General features: G+C 58.6%; 20 protein-coding genes and 4 pseudogenes. 14 read left to right on the forward strand and 10 right to left on the reverse strand.

Going from position 1 to position 21396, the window contains the following annotated elements; genetic code table 11:
• The first annotated feature begins 243 nt into the window (after positions 1–243).
• Positions 244–1002: a metallophosphoesterase gene (locus ACX3P1_RS25575; protein WP_459082381.1), complete on the forward strand. Its 759-nt coding sequence runs from the start codon at positions 244–246 to the stop codon at positions 1000–1002.
• A gap of 470 nt (positions 1003–1472) precedes the next feature.
• On the opposite strand, the gene ACX3P1_RS25580 is transcribed toward ACX3P1_RS25575, so the two are convergent.
• On the reverse strand, positions 1473–3335 hold the full coding sequence (locus tag ACX3P1_RS25580) for a putative bifunctional diguanylate cyclase/phosphodiesterase (protein ID WP_459082382.1): 1863 nt from the start codon (positions 3333–3335) through the stop codon (positions 1473–1475).
• 180 nt (positions 3336–3515) lie between these two features.
• Here ACX3P1_RS25580 and ACX3P1_RS25585 point away from each other — a divergent pair.
• Together ACX3P1_RS25585 and ACX3P1_RS25590 are read left to right on the forward strand one after the other, a co-directional pair.
• A pseudogene (locus ACX3P1_RS25585) lies at positions 3516–3620 on the forward strand (transposase); the annotation flags it as partial.
• Positions 3621–3969: 349 nt separating this feature from the next.
• Complete coding sequence (locus tag ACX3P1_RS25590) at positions 3970–5556, forward strand: ABC transporter substrate-binding protein (protein ID WP_459082383.1); 1587 nt, start codon at positions 3970–3972, stop codon at positions 5554–5556.
• A gap of 465 nt (positions 5557–6021) precedes the next feature.
• Here the strand turns inward: ACX3P1_RS25590 and ACX3P1_RS25595 are convergent, their stop codons facing one another.
• Positions 6022–6537, reverse strand: a complete 516-nt coding sequence (locus tag ACX3P1_RS25595) for a hypothetical protein (RefSeq protein ID WP_459082384.1) — start codon at positions 6535–6537, stop codon at positions 6022–6024.
• Between the two features lie 398 nt (positions 6538–6935).
• Between ACX3P1_RS25595 and ACX3P1_RS25600 the strand changes: the two genes are divergently transcribed.
• On the forward strand, positions 6936–7910 hold the full coding sequence (locus tag ACX3P1_RS25600) for a quinone oxidoreductase family protein (RefSeq protein ID WP_459082385.1): 975 nt from the start codon (positions 6936–6938) through the stop codon (positions 7908–7910).
• A gap of 436 nt (positions 7911–8346) precedes the next feature.
• Here ACX3P1_RS25600 and ACX3P1_RS25605 read toward each other — a convergent pair whose 3' ends face one another.
• The 6 genes from ACX3P1_RS25605 to ACX3P1_RS25630 form a co-directional block, all read right to left on the reverse strand.
• Complete coding sequence (locus ACX3P1_RS25605) at positions 8347–8715, reverse strand: tannase/feruloyl esterase family alpha/beta hydrolase (protein ID WP_459082386.1); 369 nt, start codon at positions 8713–8715, stop codon at positions 8347–8349.
• On the reverse strand, positions 8693–10150 hold the full coding sequence (locus tag ACX3P1_RS25610) for a tannase/feruloyl esterase family alpha/beta hydrolase (protein WP_459082387.1): 1458 nt from the start codon (positions 10148–10150) through the stop codon (positions 8693–8695). The genes ACX3P1_RS25605 and ACX3P1_RS25610 overlap by 23 nt, the downstream gene beginning before the upstream one ends.
• Positions 10101–10301 (reverse strand): hypothetical protein, encoded by a 201-nt coding sequence (locus ACX3P1_RS25615; protein ID WP_459082388.1) that lies wholly within the window; start codon positions 10299–10301, stop codon positions 10101–10103. The genes ACX3P1_RS25610 and ACX3P1_RS25615 overlap by 50 nt, the downstream gene beginning before the upstream one ends.
• A gap of 29 nt (positions 10302–10330) precedes the next feature.
• Positions 10331–10510: a hypothetical protein gene (locus ACX3P1_RS25620; protein WP_459082389.1), complete on the reverse strand. Its 180-nt coding sequence runs from the start codon at positions 10508–10510 to the stop codon at positions 10331–10333.
• A gap of 166 nt (positions 10511–10676) precedes the next feature.
• Positions 10677–11411, reverse strand: a complete 735-nt coding sequence (locus ACX3P1_RS25625; protein ID WP_459082390.1) for an NADPH-dependent F420 reductase — start codon at positions 11409–11411, stop codon at positions 10677–10679.
• Between the two features lie 14 nt (positions 11412–11425).
• Entirely contained in the window at positions 11426–11866 is a 441-nt protein-coding gene (locus tag ACX3P1_RS25630; protein WP_459082391.1) for a MarR family winged helix-turn-helix transcriptional regulator, read from the reverse strand.
• A 470-nt stretch (positions 11867–12336) separates the two neighbouring features.
• Here ACX3P1_RS25630 and ACX3P1_RS25635 point away from each other — a divergent pair.
• Positions 12337–13078 (forward strand): annotated as a pseudogene (locus tag ACX3P1_RS25635) (class I SAM-dependent methyltransferase).
• 228 nt (positions 13079–13306) lie between these two features.
• A complete protein-coding gene (locus tag ACX3P1_RS25640) occupies positions 13307–13894 on the forward strand; it encodes a DsbA family protein (protein WP_459082392.1) in 588 nt (195 codons plus the stop codon).
• 1192 nt (positions 13895–15086) lie between these two features.
• Here the strand turns inward: ACX3P1_RS25640 and ACX3P1_RS25645 are convergent.
• On the reverse strand, positions 15087–15335 hold the full coding sequence (locus ACX3P1_RS25645; protein ID WP_459082393.1) for a helix-turn-helix transcriptional regulator: 249 nt from the start codon (positions 15333–15335) through the stop codon (positions 15087–15089).
• A gap of 524 nt (positions 15336–15859) precedes the next feature.
• Here ACX3P1_RS25645 and ACX3P1_RS25650 point away from each other — a divergent pair.
• The 7 genes and pseudogenes from ACX3P1_RS25650 to ACX3P1_RS25680 all read left to right on the forward strand — a co-directional run.
• Positions 15860–16063, forward strand: a pseudogene (locus tag ACX3P1_RS25650) (IS3 family transposase); the annotation flags it as partial.
• 58 nt (positions 16064–16121) lie between these two features.
• Positions 16122–16454: an ArsR/SmtB family transcription factor gene (locus ACX3P1_RS25655; RefSeq protein WP_459082394.1), complete on the forward strand. Its 333-nt coding sequence runs from the start codon at positions 16122–16124 to the stop codon at positions 16452–16454.
• A gap of 13 nt (positions 16455–16467) precedes the next feature.
• Entirely contained in the window at positions 16468–16977 is a 510-nt protein-coding gene (locus tag ACX3P1_RS25660) for an arsenate reductase ArsC (RefSeq protein ID WP_459082395.1), read from the forward strand.
• A 13-nt stretch (positions 16978–16990) separates the two neighbouring features.
• Positions 16991–18100 carry an ACR3 family arsenite efflux transporter gene (gene arsB, locus ACX3P1_RS25665; protein WP_459082396.1) on the forward strand — a complete coding sequence of 370 codons (1110 nt, stop codon included), beginning with the start codon at positions 16991–16993 and terminating at the stop codon, positions 18098–18100.
• Positions 18097–18519, forward strand: a complete 423-nt coding sequence (arsC, locus tag ACX3P1_RS25670; RefSeq protein WP_459082397.1) for an arsenate reductase (glutaredoxin) — start codon at positions 18097–18099, stop codon at positions 18517–18519. Before arsB ends, arsC begins: the two co-directional genes overlap by 4 nt.
• Entirely contained in the window at positions 18512–19246 is a 735-nt protein-coding gene (arsH, locus tag ACX3P1_RS25675; RefSeq protein ID WP_459082398.1) for an arsenical resistance protein ArsH, read from the forward strand. Before arsC ends, arsH begins: the two co-directional genes overlap by 8 nt.
• Positions 19247–19420: 174 nt before the next feature.
• A complete protein-coding gene (locus tag ACX3P1_RS25680) occupies positions 19421–20257 on the forward strand; it encodes a DMT family transporter (protein ID WP_459082399.1) in 837 nt (278 codons plus the stop codon).
• A gap of 242 nt (positions 20258–20499) precedes the next feature.
• On the opposite strand, the pseudogene ACX3P1_RS25685 reads toward ACX3P1_RS25680, so the two are convergent.
• Positions 20500–20754 (reverse strand): annotated as a pseudogene (locus ACX3P1_RS25685) (IS3 family transposase); the annotation flags it as partial.
• 204 nt (positions 20755–20958) lie between these two features.
• Between ACX3P1_RS25685 and ACX3P1_RS25690 the strand changes: the two are divergent.
• A complete protein-coding gene (locus ACX3P1_RS25690; protein ID WP_459082400.1) occupies positions 20959–21279 on the forward strand; it encodes a DUF4189 domain-containing protein in 321 nt (106 codons plus the stop codon).
• The last annotated feature ends 117 nt before the right edge of the window (positions 21280–21396 follow it).

Here is a 21396-nt window from a genome sequence, read left to right on the forward strand (position 1 = left end):
CATCAACCCCAAGATGAGGCCGACACTTCGCTAATCTGCGATCCAATCTGAGCCAAATGATCTGACGACGGACAACTGGAAGGACAGGAACTCGAAGCGGTGCTGGAGCAAGTGAGACATCGCTTGGCGCCGCCACCCGGCTGATCCGGCCACCGACCGCAACAATCAATGCAATATCCGCGAACCAAGGATTCGTGGATCGCTTTGTTGCGCCCGCATGAATGAAACACAGGATTCGATCCCATGAAAATCTGGCTGTTTTCCGATCTCCATCTCGAATATGCCGACCTGCGGCAACCATTGGTCATTCCGGATGCCGACGTCTGTGTTGTCGCTGGCGATCTCTGCCGTGCGCCGGCAAATGGCGTCCATTGGCTGGCAAAACATATCGCACCCTCGATGCCGTGCGTGTACGTTGCCGGAAACCATGAATTCTACAAGGGCTCGATCCGCGAAGGGCTCGAGGACGGTTACACCGCGGCCAAGCAATTCCCGGATGTTCATTTCCTGGAGAATGATTTTGTTGTTATCGACGGCGTCCGCTTTATCGGCGCCACGCTCTGGACAGACTACCGGATCGAAGGACATCGTGAACTGGCGATGTTCAACGCCCGTGAGCGCATGAACGATTATAAGCAGATCGCCAAGCACCGGAATCCTTGGCAGCGCTTTGTCCCGGAAACCGCATATAATATGCATCGGGATTCCAGGCGGTTTATCGACACGGCCATGAGGGCCGATCCGATCACGACCATCGTTGTGACGCACCACCTTCCTCACGCGCGTTCTGTTCCGCCGCGTTTCAAGGGTGATCTGCTGAATGCCGCCTATGCGAGCGATCTGTCCGACGTGATCGAGAGCGGACACCCCGCGCTATGGGTCCACGGTCATACCCATGATAGCTGCGACTACAAGATTGGCGACACGCGTATCGTCTGCAATCCCCGCGGCTATGATGATGAAAACGTCAATTTCGATCCAGTGCTTACGGTGCAGGCGTAGGCGCGCAGCCTAAGACAACTCCGGATGCGTCCCCGGCAGGACCCGGCGTGAAGGCGAATGGCTGACCCGTTGGAGGCAACATCTCTGCGTTATAAATGACAGCAACGCGCCCAATGTCGGCCATAGAGACCAGCTTTGCCAGATCCTGAAAGCAGACATTGCCGGCGGCGACGCGGCCCCTGAGGCTAGGCGCGACGAGTTCGATCGCCTGATGCAAGCTGACTCGTTCCCGGCCTCATGCCGGAGAGCACGGTAACCAGCGCCGTCACCTATTCCCGGGGCGCGATTCTGGCAGGCGATACTTGTTGACGGCGTGCCACATTGATCCATAACGGCGCCTGCCCGGCATCCATCGAAAGGGCGAGTTTCTTGAGACTCAAGGCGACCGTGGGACTTGGCTCAATAGCCCTGGATGATGGCTTGTGGCACGATCAAACCGTTTCGGCATGCGACTCGAATGCCGAATTCCATCAGGCTCTTAGTCGATAAGGCACTTGATATTTTGAAGGCCTGTCGGGTTGTTGTGTAAAGCGCCGCAGAAGTTCCAGGGTGGTCGCCGCTGAGGCGGGACGCCCGTAACGATAGCCTTGGCCGAGTATGCAGCCAAGGGACACCAGTTTGTTGGCCTGTTCCTCCGTCTCGATTCCTTCGGCAATGATCTTCATGTCGAGCTTATGTGCCACTTCGATCAAACCTTCGACGATTACCAGGCTCCGCTGGTCTTCAATCATCCGGTCAACAAATGACTTGTCGATCTTGATGAAGTCCACGGGAAAATTCAGGAGGTGGGTAAGCGAGGCGTGGCCGGTGCCGAAATCATCAAGCGCAACGCGCATTCCCTTGGCCCGCAGGTTTTCCGCTGCTCGCGCTATGTGATTGTCGCGGCCGCCCATAAAAACCGTTTCATTGATTTCGAGGATGACATGCTCGAGCGGAACATCGGCGGCAGCGAAGCTTTGCACGATCCGGTCTTCGAGATCGCCTTTCTGGAAATCTGGGCTCGCAACATTGATGCCGACATGCTGGAGTGAAATGCCATTGTCGAGCCAGGTTCTGACGTCCGCGGCCACCTCCGACAGCATCTGCATGGTAAGATTGTTGCCAATACGTGGGTCCGAGATGGCTTCGTGAAACTCGTTGGCGGGCACAATTCGCCCTTCGGGAGTACGCATGCGTGCCAACGCCTCCACACCAACGATCTCGGCAGTGTCGATGCGCACGATTGGCTGATAGGCAGCGAAGATGCGGCCTTCTGATAGTGCGTTACCGACCTCACGTATGGTGTGGATCCTGTGGGTGATAGCCGTACGCATCCCAGGCACGAAGGGAATGAAACCGCCTCTGCATTCTGCCTTTGCGTGATAGAGGGCAAAGTCGGCGTTCTGGTACAAGATCTCGGCGTCGATGCCGTCGCATCCATAAAGTGCACCGCCGACAGTCACGGAAGACACGATCGTATGTCCGCCATACTGGAGTGGCATACTGATTGTTTCAATCAAGACATGTGCCGCCCTGGCCATCTCGGATGACGTGCGACAACCCGATACGACCACTGCAAATTCGTCACCTCCGATACGAAAGGCCTCGATGACGATCGGCACGGTCTTGAGACGCAGCGCAGTAGTTCGAATCAGAACGTCGCCGCCAGCATGTCCCAAGGTGTCGTTGATTTCCTTCAGATGATCGAGGTCGATCAACAGCAGGGCAAACGGCTTTGGATTCGCTCCCGTCAATTGGCTGATGCGGAGATTGAAACTGGCGCGATTAGGCGCTCCCGACAAGGTGTCGACGAACGCCAGTTCATGCATGCGCCGTCGGATCTCCTCGTGTTCAATGGCGATACTGCAAAGATGAGTGCAGCGCGCAACCACTTCCCTTTCGATGTCCGTCGGCCCTCGGGGGGTAGGAAAATAAAATGCAAAAGTCCCGACGACGCGGCCGTCCCGAGCTTTGATTGGACTGGACCAGCAGGCCTTCAAGCCAAGTGGAAGTATAAGCGACCTGTAGTCGTCGAAAAGTGGGTCACATTCAATATCGGTGACTTCCACGGCAATGCCGCGATATGCCGCCGAGCCACAACAACCGCTATTGGGCCCGATCAGAGTTCCGTCGATTGCGCGCGAGTACCGCTCTGGAAGGCTCGGACCTGCAAGCGTCTGCAGTCTGCCATCTCGATCGACGGTGAGAACTGAACAGAAGGCATCTGGGGCGACCGCCTCGGCCCGCCTGCAAAGATGATCGGCAACCGATGACAACGGTTCGCCGTAGGCCACCTTTTCGAGGATGTCGCTTTGCAACGCTATCAGCGACTTTGCCAGATGGTCAGCCGACACTTCCGTACCCGCCGAGCGTGGTATATTTGTCATACTCTCGTTGTACGCATGATCTCTTAAAGAGCGTTCAATTCAATCAAGAAAATTGTTTCAAATTTTCTATAGATGAGCAAAACTGGACGGGGGGATGAGTGGAATTTTCGCCTGAACGCGGCATGAAAGCCGGGAACAGGAGAGACCATGACGAAACGTTCCCGCCGTAACCACAGCCCCGAATTCAAGGCAAAGGTGGCTGTTGTCGCGATCCGCGGCGAGAAGACCCTGGTCGAGCTGTCGCAGCAATATTAAGCAATGGAATGACCTGCTTCTAGTGGGCACGTCCGGAGGGTTCGCGCGAGAATGGCTTCCAGAAGTGTCGTCTTGCCGCTTGAAAGGGGACCGACGATGGCGATGCATTTCGGCCCCGCGCGTCGTCCTCCGGCGCGATTACCCATGGCTGGACCTCCACTCGGTGTTTCCCCAAGGAGCGGCGGCCGGCCGTTTGGCCATCGCGGGCGGTATTCCCTCGTTTGGAGGCATCGTCATATGGGTTTGACAGCGGGGCAAGGAAAATAGAGCCTAGCAAACCGGTCTTGCGCAGTCGCCGGGAGACAGGCGGCGGCGCTACGGGCATCACGAACTGAGGAGTACGTCCATGTCGGCAGAAATGGAACATCTGAGCGGTCTCGTTGTAGTGGGCAGGCTGTCGCGGCGCGACTTTCTCGGCCGTGCCGCCGTACTTGGCGTCACGGCGCTTTCCGCCAATGCCTTACTGGCCGGTACCGCGCGGGCGCAGGTGCCGGCGAAGGGTGGCACGTTGAAGGCCGGGATGGTCGGAGGCGGCGCTACCGACAGCCTCGACCCCGGCACATGGACCAACCAGATACCCTACACGTTCGGCCGCTGCTGGGGCGAACAGATGCTGGACGTGACGCCGAGCGGCGAGATCGAGCCCAAGCTGGCCGAATCTTACGACTCTTCCCCCGATGCCAAGGTCTGGACCTTCAAGATACGCAAGGGCGTGACCTTTCACAACGGCAAGGACCTGACGCCGCAGGACATCGTGGCGACATTGGAGCGCCATGGCGACGCCGATTCTAAATCCGCGGCTCTGCCTTTCCTGACCGGGTTCGAAAGCGTGAAGGTGGATGGCGACAACGTCGTCATCACGCTGAAGGAGCCCAATGCGGACCTTCCCTATGTGGCGGCCGACTATCATCTGATGATCCAGCCGAACGGCGGCCGGGACGATCCAATCGCCGGTATAGGCACAGGCCCATACAGAATAGCGGTCAACAATCCCGGCGTGCGCCATGTCGGTGAGAAATACGAAGGCTACTGGCGCGAAGAACGCGGCCATGCCGACCAGATCGAGATCACCGTCATTAACGACGCCACCGCCCGCTCGGCCGCGCTCCAGGGTGGGCAGGTCGATCTCATTAATCGCGTGGAGCCGAAGATCGTCAAGCTTCTGGAACGCGCGGCGGGCGTCACAATCCGCAACGTGCCGGGCAAGGGCCATTACGTCTTCATCATGCACTGCAACACCGCGCCGTTCGACAACAACGACCTACGGCTGGCGCTCAAATATGCCGTCGACCGCGACGAGATGGTGCAGAAGATCCTCAGCGGCTACGGCACGGTCGGCAACGACATGCCGGTCATGAAGGCCTACGCACTGTTTTCCGACGATATCGAGCAGCGCAAATTCGATCCCGACAAAGCCGCCTTCCACTACAAGAAGTCGGGCCATACGGGATCGGTTCTGTTGCGCACGTCGGATGTAGCGTTTCCCGGCGCCGTCGATGCCGCCCAGCTTTACCAGCAAAGCGCCGCCAAATGCGGCATCACGCTCGACATCAGGCGCGAACCCGGTGACGGCTACTGGACGGAAGTGTGGAACAAGCAGCCGTTTTCCATGTCCTACTGGACAGGCCGCCCGACGCAGGACCAGGTCTATTCGCTTGCCTATCTGAAGGATGCCGAATGGAACGACACACGTTTCTTCCGCGACGATTTCGACAAGCTGATCATCGGCGCCCGCGCCGAACTCGACCCGGCCAAGCGCATGGTCATGTACCGGCAAGCCGGTACGATCCTGCGCGACGAAGGCGGTGTCATCGTGCCGATGTTCAACAATTACATCGATGCCAGCGGCCCCAGGGTCGGCGGCTGGGTGGACGATCCGAACGGCGAATTGATGGGCAGTCACGCGCTGACCAAATGCTGGGTGAACGCATAGGCCATCGGGCCTCTCATGGGCCTGGTGGTCGCCGGTGCAACGGAAAGGAATGCAAGGGCACTGTAAACTTAACGTGCTTGGTCGAGAATTGGCAGGCATCCGGTGTTCAAGCGGCTTGGGGCCTCATGCTTGGAGCCAGGAGATCGGAGCCTCTCCGATGACATGCCCCAGGGAATCTGCTTTTGGACTCGGCATGTCGGGCGACTGGTGACCGCCTTGCGGTCGAAACCCTGCCGGATCGCGAATCCAACGCCGCGCCATCAAACAAGATCAGGTAGACATAGGCGGCACCGCCTTGTCTTGGGCCGACTCCGAGGCTTTTGCAGCCCTAATGCCTACAGGGAAATGCGATCGTATCGGGAGGCCTGTCGCGCACGGCCCGGTCATCTTCGACCGCGGTATTCCCGACGTTATCGGTTAGGTGTTCCGCGGAAGTAGACCAAATAGCATCCGCGGTCAGAGTTTCTATCTGCGGAAATCCAGGCGACCTCCGGCGTGACGCCCGTCGATCCTTTGATCGTTTACCACGATGCCAACCCACGGAACCTTAATCTCAGGAGAGGTCAGATTGATGTACTTTCCAACGAGCCTATCCGGCTCTTTACAACGCGCTTCGATCAAGCCCCGCCGCGCGCCATTGTCCCAATCAAATAGAAAATAGATCCTGTCTCCAACCAGTTTTGCTTCCCCTCGGCCCGGCTTCCACTTCGCCTTGGTATCGTCGGGGATCGTGGGATCCGGCCCACCGTTCCAGCGACTGCACCACTTGCCTTCGATCGTGTCGTTCATGTCTTGCTTTGTGTCCCTGAACCAGACCGACGCGTTTTCATCGTTCGCTGACCCATCGAGATTTGCGGTCGCAGCGAACTCTTCGACCTGCCGATCGAACGGGTCGGGGACATCCATCACGCCGTAGGGATTTCGCATCTTGTCGACTGTTTCGTTGTGAGCTTTTCGGCTTTGTTGATTGTCCGACGTCATTCTACAAACTCCTGCCGCGGTCGGGATTGAGAGGACAGTACCCGCTGAGATCAGCCGCAACACCCGTTTCTTGCGCTAAACTAGATTGGTCCGAGATGGGGTCGGTTGCCGAATGGCAGCTATCCGCCCACTTGGCTCCGGTAGCGGACTGGCGGGAAACGGCCCCATGGCTGCCGGGTAGGGACTCGCCCCAAGCTCGCCGTTGCGAAGATCTTCGCGCATCTCAAAAGCGGACGTCGTCGCGACGACGCTGAAGCTCGCCGGGCCATCCCTAACCCGAAGAGGCTCATCATGGGCTGGGTGTCCGTCGTCGGAGGCATCCTTGTTCCGATCTGGCGTCGGAGCGTCTGCCGGGTTAGTAATCGTGGCCCACGAATTCCATCACCAGGGAGGTCCGCATGCCTGTTGCAATCCGATTTACCGAGACCGGTGGTCCCGATGTACTGCACGCCACTGAAGTAGATGCCGTCGCGCCGGGACCGAATGAAGTTGTCATCGAACACGACGCCATCGGTGTGAACTACCTCGACATCACGCAGCGAAATGGCGCGGTGAAGATACCTCTGCCGTCCGGTCTCGGGCTTGAGGCTGCCGGAGTTGTCAGCGCGGTCGGTGTGGGTGTGACGGATTTCAAGGTCGGAGATCGGGTCGCCTACATCCTGGGACCTGTAGGAGCCTATTCCGAGAGCCGCACCATTTCCGCGGATCGGGTCGTCCCGCTGCCTGATGGGGTTTCTTTCGAAACCGCAGCGACCGTCCTTTTCAAGGGCATAACGGCGCAGTACCTCCTGAAATCAACCTACGCGGTCGGCCAGGGTACAGTCGTGTTGCTTTACGGCGTAGGGGGAGCGCTCGGCCAGATCATGGCACCTTGGGCAAAGCACCTTGGGGCGACGGTGATCGGTGTCGTTTCGAAGGAGTCGAGCGTGGACCGAACGCGTACGCTTGGATGCGACGATGTCCTGGTTTGGGGGCAAGGTGATCTCGCCGAGAAAGTCGCAGCCCTCACCGATGGCCACAAGGCCGATGTCGTCTACGACGGCGTCGGCAAGCTCACCTTCGAGGCTTCCATAAACAGTCTGCGCCCGCGCGGGCTTATGGTATCCTTCGGGGCCTCAACCGGTGCACCTCCGCCCGTCGAAGTTGGCACGCTGAACGCCAAGGGGTCCCTCTATCTCACCCGACCAGGGCTTGCAGCACACGCGACTGACGTGAACGAATACAGGAAGCGAGCCGCAGACGTCCTCGGTGCAGCTTTGAACGGCGTGTTCTCGACCACGTTCTCAAAGGTGTTCCCCCTCAGTGAGGCAGCCGCCGCCCATGAAGCCATCGAAAGCGGCCAATCCAATGGGCCGGTGATACTTAGACCGTAACCGCGCGGAGCGGCTACGCTTCGCACCCAACCCTGTTAAGTTATCATGGCCGATTGTGGCGCGAAGCCGTCATCACCTACACCGATAAAATGTCCGCTTTCGGTGAGATGCCAGGGCCGCCGTTTCGAGCGATATGGGGTCGGCTGCCGAACTGCAGCTTTCCTCAGAGCAATACCTGATACCAGACAGTCAGGTAGCGGCCCCATATCCGCGAGGGGAAATCATTTCCCACGTGGAAGCATCTGGGGCGACGTCTAGGTCACCTATTGGGTGGGCAGCGCTCAGTCTGCTTCAAGGATAATCACTACGAAAGCGGACATTTTTAGTTTTTTCCGTGGAGCCAACGCAAGCCCAACATTCTCAGGAGTTCGGTTTGACCACCAGATGATCCCAGAGTGCCGTTACGCCTTCTGGGATCTATTAGGACTGCGATACCCTAGCTGCAATGATAGCTCGACGCCGCGTTGACCGGGCCACTACCGACATGCGTGATCTTCAGCGGGTATACGCACAGCGGCAAGGAAACGCTCAAATCGGCTGACTGCACTTCGATCGCTTGCGGTGCTTCTCCGTTCTCGACCCAGTTCTGCATTGCCGTGAACATTTCGTCGCGACCGGAGGCTGGCTGCGGGACTGGCACGGTGGGTTGGCCTTCCTGACGCCCGCTGTGAGTGAAGCCTGGAACGAGATAAAAGCGATAGAACTCTTGCACAGCATCCGAGCCGCCCATTTGGCCCATTACACGATCGTAATAGTTGATCGCACCCTGTGCCGGGATGTATTCATCCGCGAGGCCCTGATACATCACCATCTTTCCGCCAGCCGTTCTCGCCCTTTCCGGTCGCATTGACCAAGAAGTCGCTGCCAAACTTGGGGGTCTGCATTTCCAAGGCTGTTTGATCGGCGGCCAGGATTACGCCCGGGGCGCCACCGGCAGGTGTCGTGGCCAGGTCGGTGCCGCGGGTCCAGCCGAACCAGATCCGATTTTCGTCAGCAAGAATATTGGTTCCACCATTATCTTCGGCTGGAGCCGGTGCCGCGCCATCGGCTGTCTGTCCATACCAGATCTTGTTGATGACCTGGGCTTCGGCAACGGTCAGGCAGGTTTCGGTCGTGCTGGTGCCAGTCCCGCCATTGCTCGCCTGTCCATCGCAAAGGATCGCCGCGTCTTGAGTCGCATCATATTCGCAGGATAGCGGGTCGATCAGGAAGCCAAGCCCCGTGCCGCCGTAGGCAGCGATGGCTGCGTTCGTGGCTGCGGTGAGTTTGTTCGGTGTGATCAGGTAGCCCAGGTCCTGCTGCATCGCGATCTGCGCGTAAAGACCGGCGGTGTGGTACCTGGTCCAGTTGATCGCCGGAGATCCCACCAAGACCCCCTCGAAGTCGTCCGCGAAGACCTGCGCCAGCTTCAAGCCCTGCCGCCCTCCGGTGGAGAAGCCATCCCAATAGGCGTAGCTATGCTCGCGGCCATAAAAAAGCCTGGTCAGCAGCTTGGTCTTATCAGCCATCTCGTGGAGGCTTCGTTCGGAGAAGTCATTCCATCCGACAGTATTGATGCTCCCGTCCGGGTTCATGGCGAAAGAAGGATCGATCGGTGAACCGAGGTGCCCATGGTCCGACGTGGCGACGACAAACCCTTTTGTAGCGGCAGCGACATGGATGTCATCGCTGGCAACCACATCTAGGCTGGCCTGTGGTGTACCGGCCCAGCCGCTATTGCCATAGGCACGGATACGCTCATTCCAGGCGTCATGAGCCGGCAGTAGCACTTCGATGCCGATTCCTGCTGACGTGGAAGGCGCATCCTCTGGGCCCGGATTGCCAGGGCCGACGAGCAGCTTGACGAGACAGAGGTCCACGCCGGCGACGGGTGCGCTAGCGCTCCCGGTGCCTTCGACTGCAGTCGCTGCCTCAGCATCGGCACCATCGCCCAGGATCAAGGGCTCGCCCTGTTCAAAATGGCGAACGAGCAACACCTTGGTGTCGGTGACACTGGCCAAAGCGTCCTCTATCCCACCATCGCAGGACAAAGCGCCCGAGGATGTCTTTTGTTGAGCCTGTGCGGGAATAGGCGACATCGCCGTCAGCATGCTGATAGCGGCAAGCGCCAGGCCTACGGTCAGCAGCTTCTTCGGGCGATGACGACGGGTTTGTGGTGACGCGATGTCACCGAAGTTGGTCTGATTCATTTCAATCCTCCTTATGGAAACAGGCAGATGAAAGGGGCTGTCGATCGCCACTGGACGGAACTCTCTTGCCATAGTTGGCCGCGACGTCTTCGCCGCTCGACGTGACCGCATTCCAGCCCGCGCGCCCATGGCTCATCAGGTCAAGCGCCTTGAACTGACGCGCGATGTTATAGGGTTCGTTGAAGGTGGTTGAAACCGTCAAAACAAGACCGATGCGATCGGTGCCGCGAGCTATTGCAGCAAGAGGAGCATCACATCAAGATTGAAGTGTGGCGCCTCGTTTCTGATGTCGCCGACATGTCCTGGGCCATCCGGCAGGAAGAAGAACTGCATCTTCCCACGTTCGGCTGCTTGCGCGTAGCGGACTTTGGCGTCGAAGCTGGCGTAGTTTTCGGGATCAACCCAAGGCATGCGCCAGGCACCTGGCTGAGAGCCATGTGGGCCGAGTTATCGCTGCCAATGGGATCGCGGTGTCGGGCATTAACGAGCATCCGATATTCTAGTGCACTAGAGAAGTATGGAAGTTAACGCGTTTGGGATTGGTCACCCGCACTATCTGCGGGTGACCAAGAACTCGTCAGGCGGAGAGCGAGCGGTTTGTGGCAACAGCCCCAGACCGCGTGAAGTCTGCGTCAGGCTTGGAGAAAACGTCCATGATCGCATCGCGGTTCTTGGGAGCGCGGTCCCTGTCGGCAGCCGCGAGGGCGGCCTTGAGATCTTCGGCGGTCAGTTCTGTGCAATATGCCGGGGTGCCCGGCTGCAGCCGCCAGGACTCCTCCAACGACCCGGCGTCCACCGTGTCGAAACCTGTGGCGCTGACCAGATCAGATACGAGATTCTTGGCGGAAGAATCGTCGCCAGAGATGGGGATGGCGATACGGTCTGGCGTTCCCGCTTCCGAACCACCTTCGGCGAGGGTCTGCGCCAGCAGCGCGTTCCAAGCCTTGACCAGCGGGCGGCCGATTTGCTCGCTCGCCCAAACGGTTTCCGGTTTGCCGTTTTCTACGTCAGCGATCGCGTTGTCCCGCGCAGGGTAGTAGTTTGAGGTATCGATTACGACGGCGTTAGCGGGCGCGCTGGCAAGCAGTGGTGCAAGATCGGGATTCTTGGCGAACGGAACCGAGAGAATGATTACCTCGGCATCCTGCACTGCTGTCTCTTTCTCCACGGCCTGGATGCCGGTGCCGTTGACCGTGTCAGCAAGGCTTACGGGGCCGCGTGAGTTGGCCAGTTTCACGGTGTGACCGGCGGCGTCGAGCTTCTTTGCAACTAGCGAGCCGATGTTGCCGGCGCCAATGATTCCGATTTTCATGTTCAATCCTTTGGTTAGCTTTTCGCTGGGTGCGCGAAATTATGGAGGGTGTCGCGGAGCGCGATCACCTCTTCCTCGGTCATTCGGCAGGCACTTTTGATCTTGTTGGAGATGCTCCAGACCTCATTTTTGATGCCGTGCCCGGCCGGAGTGAGGTCGATCCGGACGCGACGCTCATCCTCGGGGTCGCGCATACGCGTCACCATCCCGCAACTCTCCAGGCGCTTGAGCAATGGCGTGATCGTGCCGGTGTCGATTCCGAGAACGTTTCCCAGATCACCGACCGTTCGAGGCGCCTGGGTATAGAGCTCAAGCATCACGAGATACTGCGGAAAGGTTAGTCCGAGCGGCTCGAGGAACGGTTTGTGCATGCGAGCCATCCGGCCCGCCGCCCCGTAAACGGCGAACGAAATCTGTGTCCTGACCTGATGAGAGGCACTGTTTGGTTCAGACATGGTACACCTTCTGACCCGTTAGTGATTAGCTGACAGACTAGTATCTAGCGCACTAGATAATGGCGATGGTGGATCATTTCAACACCCGCCTAAGCATTTTCTGCGACGGCAGCTTTCGGGAATGTTCAATCTGGCTGCGAACGACCGCCATGAGGTCGGCGGCCGAACGGCGGCTTATCACCGAAATCTTCTAAAACCGGACGGACCGGAATCGGCCTCAATGCTGCCGAGCAGCAATGCGCCCCATTTCAGCCCTAGAAGCGCCCATCGCTTCACCCTGGAAGCTGACGTTGCGCTGATCACAATATCGAAGTGGCTCCACTATTGGCATTCAACGCATTACAGAATCCGGGAGGTGACACCCCTGCCGTCCTGCTCCATGATGAGCGGGGCACGTTGGATGGAATTCGTTCTGAATGCTTGCGCAGGACCAAAATATCTGGGGTGCAGGCGACGCCTACGAGCGGTATATGGGCCGCTGGAGCCGCCGGATTGCCCCTACCTTCACGGAGTGGCTTGACGTCGTTCCCGGCGCACGGTGGATTGACGTGGGCTGCGGGACCGGTGTCCTGACCTCGACCATAGTTGCCAATTGCGAACCTGCCGAAGTCATCGGAATTGACAGCTCTGATATCTTCCTGAAGGCGGCCAATGCCACCTTGTCAGATCCTCGCGTGAGCCTTTCCGAAGGTGACGCTCAGGCGATACCTGAAGAACGGCAGCTTCGACGCAGCCGTGTCGGGTTTGGTGCTTAACTTTGTTCCGGACAAGGATGCGGCGATCCGCGAGATGACCCGCATCGTCCGACCCGGCGGGATTGTCGGACTTTATGTCTGGGACTACGCCGGGCACATGCAGGTGATGCGGACGTTCTTCGACGTCGCGATCGCCTTGGACGCCGGCGCAGCAGACTATGACGACGGCGTGAAGGCACCGATCTGTCGGCCCGAACCGCTAAAACAACTGCTTGGGCGTAGCGGCCTGACGGAGGTGGAGGTTCGGGCGATCGACGTCCCTGCCGCCTTCCAAAGCTTCGACGACTACTGGTTGCCGTTCCTGGGTGGCACCGGGTCAGCACCAAAATATTGCGCATCGCTCAACGATGAAGCGCGAGAGCGTCTCAGGCATCAGATACAGCAGCGACTTCCCACGGGGCCGGATGGGGAGATCCTGCTTGCCATACGAGCCTGGGCCGCCAAAGGACGCGTTTAGTAACGGTTCGCCGGGAGGATCGTGGCCGTTGCCTTGGCTCCGCCCGCGCATGATGAAGGCCCTGCCGGCTCTCTTGTGGCTATCGGGCCGCAAGCTGACCGACAGAACATGATGAACAGAGCCGGCCGCCTAGTATCGCGCTGGCCAATCCTGCAACTTCCCGGAGTATTAGCGTTCGCCCGCCTCTAGTGTACAATTCGCGCTCATCGTGGGGTTGGAGCGCGAGCCATGGCCGTTATCGACTTCTGGTATTCGATTGGGAGCACCTATACGTATCTCTCGGTGATGCGGCTCGACGATGTGATCCGGTCGACCGGTGCCGCCTTTCGATGGCGACCCTTCAACGTACGGCACATCATGGTTGAGCAGAACAATATCCCCTTCAAGGGCAAGCCCGTGAAAGCCGCATATATGTGGCGGGATATTCAACGTCGGGCGCACCAGTACGGTCTCCTGCCGACGATTCCGGCGCCATATCCACTACCTGGTCTCGTGCTTGCCAACCAGATCGCGGTTTTGGGCGGGGCTGAGGGATGGGCGGAACGCTATACTCGCGCTGCCTATCGTCGATGGTTCGAAGACGGCGAGCCTGCCGGCGAAGAGCCGAATATCTCCGCGAGCTTGAAAGATGCCGGGCAAGATCCGGAGCGAGTCCTGGGGCTGGCGCAATCTGCAGCAATCGTTGCGGCACTGTCAGAGGCGACCGAGGCAGCCAAGGCACAGGGCGTCTTCGGCTCTCCGACATTCGTTGTGGCTGGTGAAGTGTTCTGGGGAGATGACCGCCTGGATGATGCTATCCGATGGGCAAATCGCTAGCGCGGCGTTTCCTCGGGTCATCGACACCGGTAGATGTCTCAAACCCATTGCGTGGCACGACCGACCTAACGCCGGTGCGCGCCTGCTGCGAAAAGACCGGCTGCAAAGCGCCCAATTTCGGTCGTTCGTCCTCCGCGCTCGAATGCCTGATAGCTGCCGGTCCACAAAATCGCCGCCAAAGTCTTCTATGGTGTCGGTTGGAGAATGGCCGCTTACCGCCAGATTTCTCCATGACCGGACTGTCCGGAACCGGCCCCCTGCTGGCCATTACTCCGGCAAGCCCGCGATCCGCCTGTGTTCGATCCAGCGGTCGAGGCTTCCGGGCGCGGTCCAGATCTTCTTCCACTCCCTGCGTTCCTTGCTAATGGATTCGCCGGGCGAATTTTGGAGGAAGGCCGCCAGCGCTTGCTTTGCCTCCCGCTCGTTTCCCAGGCAGGCTTGGATCCCGCGCCTTTTGCAACGGCGGGGGATGAAATTGCGTTGGCGGGAAGTTCCAACACTTTTCCGTGCAAGCGGAGTTTACCCGACTGCTGCATTGATCGATGCTCGCGGATTTGTCTGGCCGAGACGCGACGTATTGGAAGCAATCGAGAAACTGGGCACCGTCGCCCCCCGCGCCGCGTCCTAATTCGAGTGCAAGCGATACCGGCGGAGTCGTCTATGCCGGCAGGGGTTTAACGATCGGGAAAGTCTGAATAGTTACATTGCCGCCCTCAGTGGCGGTTTTTTATTGGGAGCCGAATGAATCAGGCAGAGTTGTGGATTTTGAATCATGATTGTTTGTCATTTTAGCAAAATCAATCACTTAGCTGAATCATCGTGAGTTTGGCGGCTCATCCATGTCGTCCCAAAATTTTAGCGAATTGGATTCAAAAATTAGCGAATTGGTTCCAAGAAATAGCGAACCTAAATTGGCACACGTCTCGCTGCGCCGTTTTAGATAACTCTCTGATATTACAGCGATTCCGTGTGTATCCAGAGTCGACTTGAAGCAATGATGCAGTCATTGGGAACAGTGTCGTACCACGAAAAAGCTATAATTTTTCGTGAGCCGTCCAAAAACCCGCGATTCGCTTTTTGCCATCGTTAGTGTACGGACCCCATAACGGCATCTCTATGTTTTTGCGAAAAGCGATCGTGGAGCAAGAGCCGTTTTCTTCGGTTTGGGCTTCCAGATAGGTGCTTTCCAATTTCACTTTGCCTCACGTGGCACCTTTCCTGATCGGATCCCGGCTCCGGTTTCACTTGTCTCGGCGAGAAACTCGATCCCATTTTGCTCGAATACGGCCTGAACACGGCGTCGTATTTCGGGCCGCACTGTTTCGCCGGCCTCGATGCGGACAAGCGAACGTTTGCTGACGCCTGCCTTCTTCGCCAAGTCGACGTTGGTCATGCCCAGCAATGCGCGGGCGGCCCGCAGGAATTCGTAGGAAGCATTCATCCGGTGCTTTTAACCGGCCGTGCTTTCGATTTCCAGCTGCCGATTCCACGAGCGCCCAATTGTTGACTTCACCCGATCACGGCCCTCAGAGCCGCGCAATTTCGCGCACATAAAATCGACTTAGGCGTCTGGACGCCAGTTAAGCGACGCCATATGCCTGTGCCATCGATTTCGTAGATCACAGGATTCGATCTCATATCTTCTGACCGAACGCTGGAGCCTTGCAGATGCTGCTTTTCACCCAGAACCAAAAGCCCGATCCGATGTTCGTGCTCGAGATGGAACGCCTCAAGGCGCTGTCGACCGACATGGAACGAATCATTGAGGGGGACCTGCCCGAGACGATCGCGGGCAAGCAAGCGCCGATCCTCGATCGGTGGATGCTTGGCAACCGGATGGTTCCTTGCCTTGCAGGGTTGTCGAGCGGACATCCGACGCTTGTCGGTGATAACCGTCTGATCGCCACCTCGGACGTGTGGCTGATGTCGGAAGACTTCACGTGGGCACGAACCTTGTCGCGCTGGTACCCGTTCGCGGGCAGTCGGATGATGCGCGACTTTCTGGTTCGCGAGGGCTTCGATGTCGGCCGGCTACATGTGGCGAGGCTGATGAAGCGGATGAGAATCGCGGCGATCTATCGGCGGCCAAATACATCGAAGCCGGCTCCTGGCCACAAGATCTACCCGTATCTGCTACGCAAGCTGCCGATCACTCGGCCTAACCAGGTCTGTTTACATGTCGGGCGCGTTTGGGTATATGTATCGTAATATCCAAGGATGATGATATATGGATAAGAAATCGGCATTGGCCGCACTTGCGGCCCTCGGCCAGGACACCCGGCTGGAGGTCTTCCGCCTGCTAGTCAAGGCAGGTAGCGAGGGTATTCCGGCAGGCGAGATCGCCGAGCGTCTGGGCGCAGTCCAGAATACGACGTCGGCGCATCTCAAGGTTCTGGATCATGCTGGTCTGGTCCGCGCCGAGCGCGACGGCCGTACGATCCGCTATATCGCCGACATGACCGGGTTTCGTGACCTTCTTGCCTACCTGATGGAGGACTGCTGCAACGGTGCGCCGGAGCTGTGCAGGCCTGTCATTCAGGCCGTCACTTGCAACTGCTAGAAGGGATCAGTCGATGACTGACCAGATCTACAACGTCCTGTTTTTGTGCACTGGAAATTCGGCAAGGTCGATTCTCGCCGAAGCCATTCTGAATCGCGTTGGCGCGGGCAGGTTCAAAGCCTTCTCTGCGGGATCGCAGCCGAAAGGCGAGGTTCATCCCTATGCCCTGCAGTTGCTGAAGAGCCTCAACTACGACACGTCGTTCGCGCGCTCGAAGAGCTGGGAGGAATTTGCGGCTCCGGGTGCTCCCGAGATGAACTTCGTTTTCACGGTTTGTGATAACGCGGCCAACGAATCCTGTCCCGTATGGCCGGGACAACCGATGACGGCACATTGGGGCGTGCCGGACCCGGCTGCGGCGGAAGGCACAGACGCCGAGAAACACCTCGCTTTTGCCGATGCATACCGCATGCTCAGTAACCGCATCGGGGTTTTCGTCAGCCTGCCGATCAACATGGTGGACAAGCTCGCGTTGCAACGGCGTCTCGACGAGATCGGCCACAACTTGCCGAAGGCAGGCTGAGAGGGAAGTCGTCATGACGGATCATGTTCTGAACGCGGGCGAGGCAGCCCGCCCTGGCATCGGCTTTGTCGAAAAATACCTTACCGTCTGGGTGGCATTGTGCATCGTCGCAGGCATCGTGCTTGGCCACATGCTGCCCGGCCTGTTCGGAACGATAGCGGCGGCGGAGATTGCCAGGGTCAACATTCCCGTCGCTGTACTGATCTGGCTGATGATCGTTCCGATGCTGCTGCGGGTCGATTTCGGTTCGCTCGCCAGGATCGGCACCTATTGGCGCGGCATCGGCGTGACGTTGTTCATCAACTGGGCGGTGAAGCCGTTCTCGATGGCACTTCTGGGCTGGCTCTTCATCGGCTGGTTGTTCCGACCTTGGCTGCCCGAGGCGCAGGTCGATTCCTATATCGCGGGCCTGATCATCCTCGCGGCGGCACCTTGCACGGCGATGGTGTTCGTCTGGTCGAACCTGATGCGCGGCGAACCGAACTTCACGCTCTCGCAGGTGGCGTTGAACGATGCGATCATGATCGTAGCGTTTGCTCCGATCGTCGGCCTGCTGTTGGGACTGTCGGCGATCACCGTACCGTGGGGCACGCTCGTGCTGTCGGTCGCGCTCTACATCGTCCTTCCCGTGATCGTTGCCCAGTTCGTTCGAAGCAGACTGTTGGCTACAAGAGGGCAAGCTGCACTCGATGCGCTTCTCGCCAGGATGCAGCCGTTGTCGCTCTTCGCCCTGTTGGCGACGCTGGTCTTGCTGTTCGGGTTCCAGGGTGAACAGATCATCGCCCAACCGCTGGTTATTGCGCTGCTGGCGGTGCCGATCCTTATCCAGGTCTATTTCAACTCCGGACTTGCCTACCTTCTTAACCGGGTGTCGGGCGAGCGGCACTGCGTCGCCGGACCTTCCGCCCTGATCGGCGCGTCGAATTTCTTCGAACTCGCGGTTGCGGCGGCAATCGCGCTGTTCGGCCTGAATTCGGGTGCGGCACTCGCCACCGTCGTCGGAGTTCTCATCGAGGTGCCTGTCATGCTCTCGGTCGTATCGATCGTGAACCGCAGCAGGGGTTGGTACGAGCAGGGCTCCGCCGTCAAAAATACGATGTCGACAGGAAGGGCCGCGGAATGACCGTCACCATCTACCATAACCCCCAGTGCGGAACCTCCCGCAACACGCTGGCCATGATCCGGCAGTCGGGCGAAGAACCCGAGGTGATCGAATACCTGAAGAACCCGCCCTCTCGGGAGAGGCTAATGGAACTCATCGTTGCCATGGGCATGTCCCCGCGCGAACTGTTGCGCGAGAAAGGCACGCCCTATGGCGAACTCGGCCTTGCCGATCCGAAGTGGACCGACGACGAACTGATCGGTTTCATGCTCAAGCATCCTATCCTGATCAACCGCCCGATCGTCGTCACGCCGCTCGGCGTTGTTTTAGCGCGGCCATCGGAAGCTGTTCTCGACATGCTGCCTAATTCGGACATCGGCCCGTTCACGAAGGAAGACGGTGAAGTCGTCCTCGACGCGGAAGGCAAGCGCATTGCCTGACATTCACGATTTGCCCGAAGGTTCGTTGCCAAACATCGACGAAGACCAGTTCCCGCCGATCGACGGAAAGGTGCTGTTTGACGGGCCGCGTGCCATCCACAGGCCACGGGTACTGATGCTGTACGGTTCGCTGCGCGAACGGTCCTATTCCCGCCTCGCCACGGAGGAAGCCGCGCGCATCCTGCGTCGGCTCGGTGCCGAGGTCCGCATCTTCAATCCTTCGGGCCTGCCGCTTCCCGATTCGACGTCGGCCGATCATCCCAAGGTGCAGGAACTGCGGGAACTCTCGATCTGGTCGGAAGCCCAGGTCTGGTGTTCGCCGGAACGGCACGGCTCCATGACGGGGGTGATGAAGGCGCAGATCGACTGGCTGCCGCTGTCGATGGGCGGGGTTCGCCCGACGCAAGGGCGAACACTCGCCGTCATGCAGGTGTCGGGAGGCTCGCAAAGCTTCAATGCCGTCAACCAGCTTCGGATTCTCGGACGCTGGATGCGGATGTTCACGATTCCCAACCAGTCGTCGGTGGCCAAGGCCTTCGCCGAATTCGACGAAGCGGGACGCATGAAACTGTCTTCCTATTACAACCGGATCGTTGACGTGATGGAGGAACTGATGAAGTTCACGCTGCTGCTGCGCGATCGTTCGGACTATCTGACAGACCGGTATTCCGAGCGGGTCGAAAGCGCGGAGCAGGTCGCCAAGCGGGTGAATCAGCGGTCGATTTAGGGGGGTATCTGCCGCGAACAGGATTGCACGCGCGGCGCGGCCGGCAGATCATGGCTTGGGTCGTAACGGCGATCGACGCTTGTCATTTTCGGGGCATCTCATGGCAACCGGATCATCCGAGGATCTTGATGTGGGAGCGTCGGTATGAGGCCTCGGGACGTTGCCTTGGCCATCATGCCTCCCGCTTTGTGGGCGATCGCCTATACGATCGCCAAACCCACCATGCAGAGCTTTCCGCCTTTGTTCCTGATGAGCATCATCTACGGAATAACGGCGCTCGCCTTGTATCGCCCGAACCCGAAGCGGCAGACTCCGTTTTGGGTTATCGTCGTTGGATCGATATTGGGCGGAAGCGTGCAAAGCGGGTTGATCTTTAGCGGTATCGCGCTCGTTCCTGCCAGCACGGCGGTCATGACGGTTCAATCCCAGGTCCCCTTCGCCGTTCTGGCCGCTTGGGCCATTGGCCTGGAGCAGATCAATCGCCGCCGTCTCGCCGGGATCATCCTCTCGCTTGGCGGCGTTGCGCTTGTCGTGGGATTGCCAAATTCCGTTGGCGAAATCCGGGGCCTGTTGATGATCGTTGCCGGAACCCTCTGCTGGGGCGTCGCCCAGGCGATCATACGAGCCAAATCGACGGAGGCGGGCGGATATCTCATGGGAGCAATGTCTGCGCTCGCGGTGCCGCAAATGCTGGCGATGTCGTTGTTTTTGGAAACGGGGCAACGTCAGGCCGTGCTCAATGCAAGCTTTCTGGATTGGGGAGCGATCCTCGTCTTGGCGGTGGGCGGCTTCGTAATCGCGTACACGATTTGGTACGGATTGCTTCGTAGCTACCGCGTCGACCAGGTCGCTCCGTTCATCCTCCTTATGCCTGTCATTGGCGTGCTGCTGGCGTTTCTGTTCCTGAACGAACAGCCGTCGGCGTTGGTGCTTTGCGGAGGCGTGGTTATCCTGGCTGGCCTTAGGCTCGTTGTGCGTGCGCCAAGGGAAATAAGTCTCCAAGCCGTTTAACTTCGATGAGTCCTTCAAGTGATCGATATTTTCAATGCGGCCTTTAGCGTCGCGGAAATGGCACGCCGCCCCCAAGGTGGAGGCGTTCGATAGCTCTACGATGAAGTGTCTCCTTCTTCGACTAGGCGGAAAGGAAAAGACTGTCGCCGATGCGTAGAGCAGTCTGGTAGAGAAGCAGCTAATGCGAATCGTCAGCATAGAGTTTTGGAGACTGGCCTGCTGCCGGTTTTTCGGACACGAGGTTAAGCTAACATAGCTTGTTCTTCGAACTCGACGGGGCTCAGATAGCCCAGTGTCGAGTGTCTCCGCCGAGGGTTGTAGAAGAGCTCGATATAATCGAACACGTCCGTCCTGGCGTCATCCCTCGTCCTGTAGACCTTGCGGGCTGTCCGCTCGGTTTTCAGCGACGAGAAGAAGCTCTCCATCGCAGCATTGTCCCAGACATTGCCCGACCGTCTCATCGAACAGGTGATGCCGTGGTCGGCCATCTGGCGCTCTTGAATGGAACGGCGAACACGTAGGTAGCTGCGTCTGGCCTGTCGTGTAGCGAGGTTGTTCGTAAGGCGCTAATTGCTATCGCCCTATCTTTCATGCAGAACTCGCAGCCCGCCGATGGTGGGCGGGCGTCCGGCATAGTGTCGGCCGCAGACAAGGGGGCGTTCGTGTTACATAAAATCAAGATTGCTTTGGTCGTCGCAGTTATGTCCGGCCTGCATGTCGGTGCCGCATCCGCGTTTGGTGCATTCGCCGTCAATGACGCTCAAGGCGTTGCGGCGGAAGAAGCCGGGTATGGTGCCGGATGGGGTTCGACACAGAAGGAAGCCGAGAGAAACGCCGTGAAGAACTGCAAGGAGGCCGGAAACGACTCCTGCGAAGTAGCCGTATGGTTCGAGCAGTGTGGCGCCTATGCGGGAGATCGGGTCAACTATGGCATAGGGTATGGCGATAGCCAGAAAGTGGCCGAGGAAATGGCGCTGGAAGATTGCCCTAACTGCAAGATAATCGTCTCTGGCTGCCAGTAACACAAGAGAGGGCGGCGGCCCGCGCACGGTCGCCGCGAAACTCAGAGTCGGACTCGAAAAGGCTTCAACTACATCCATATCTTGCAAGGCGTCTGGTGAGCATGCGGATATGGGCGA

The organism is Mesorhizobium sp. A623, assembly GCF_054489405.1.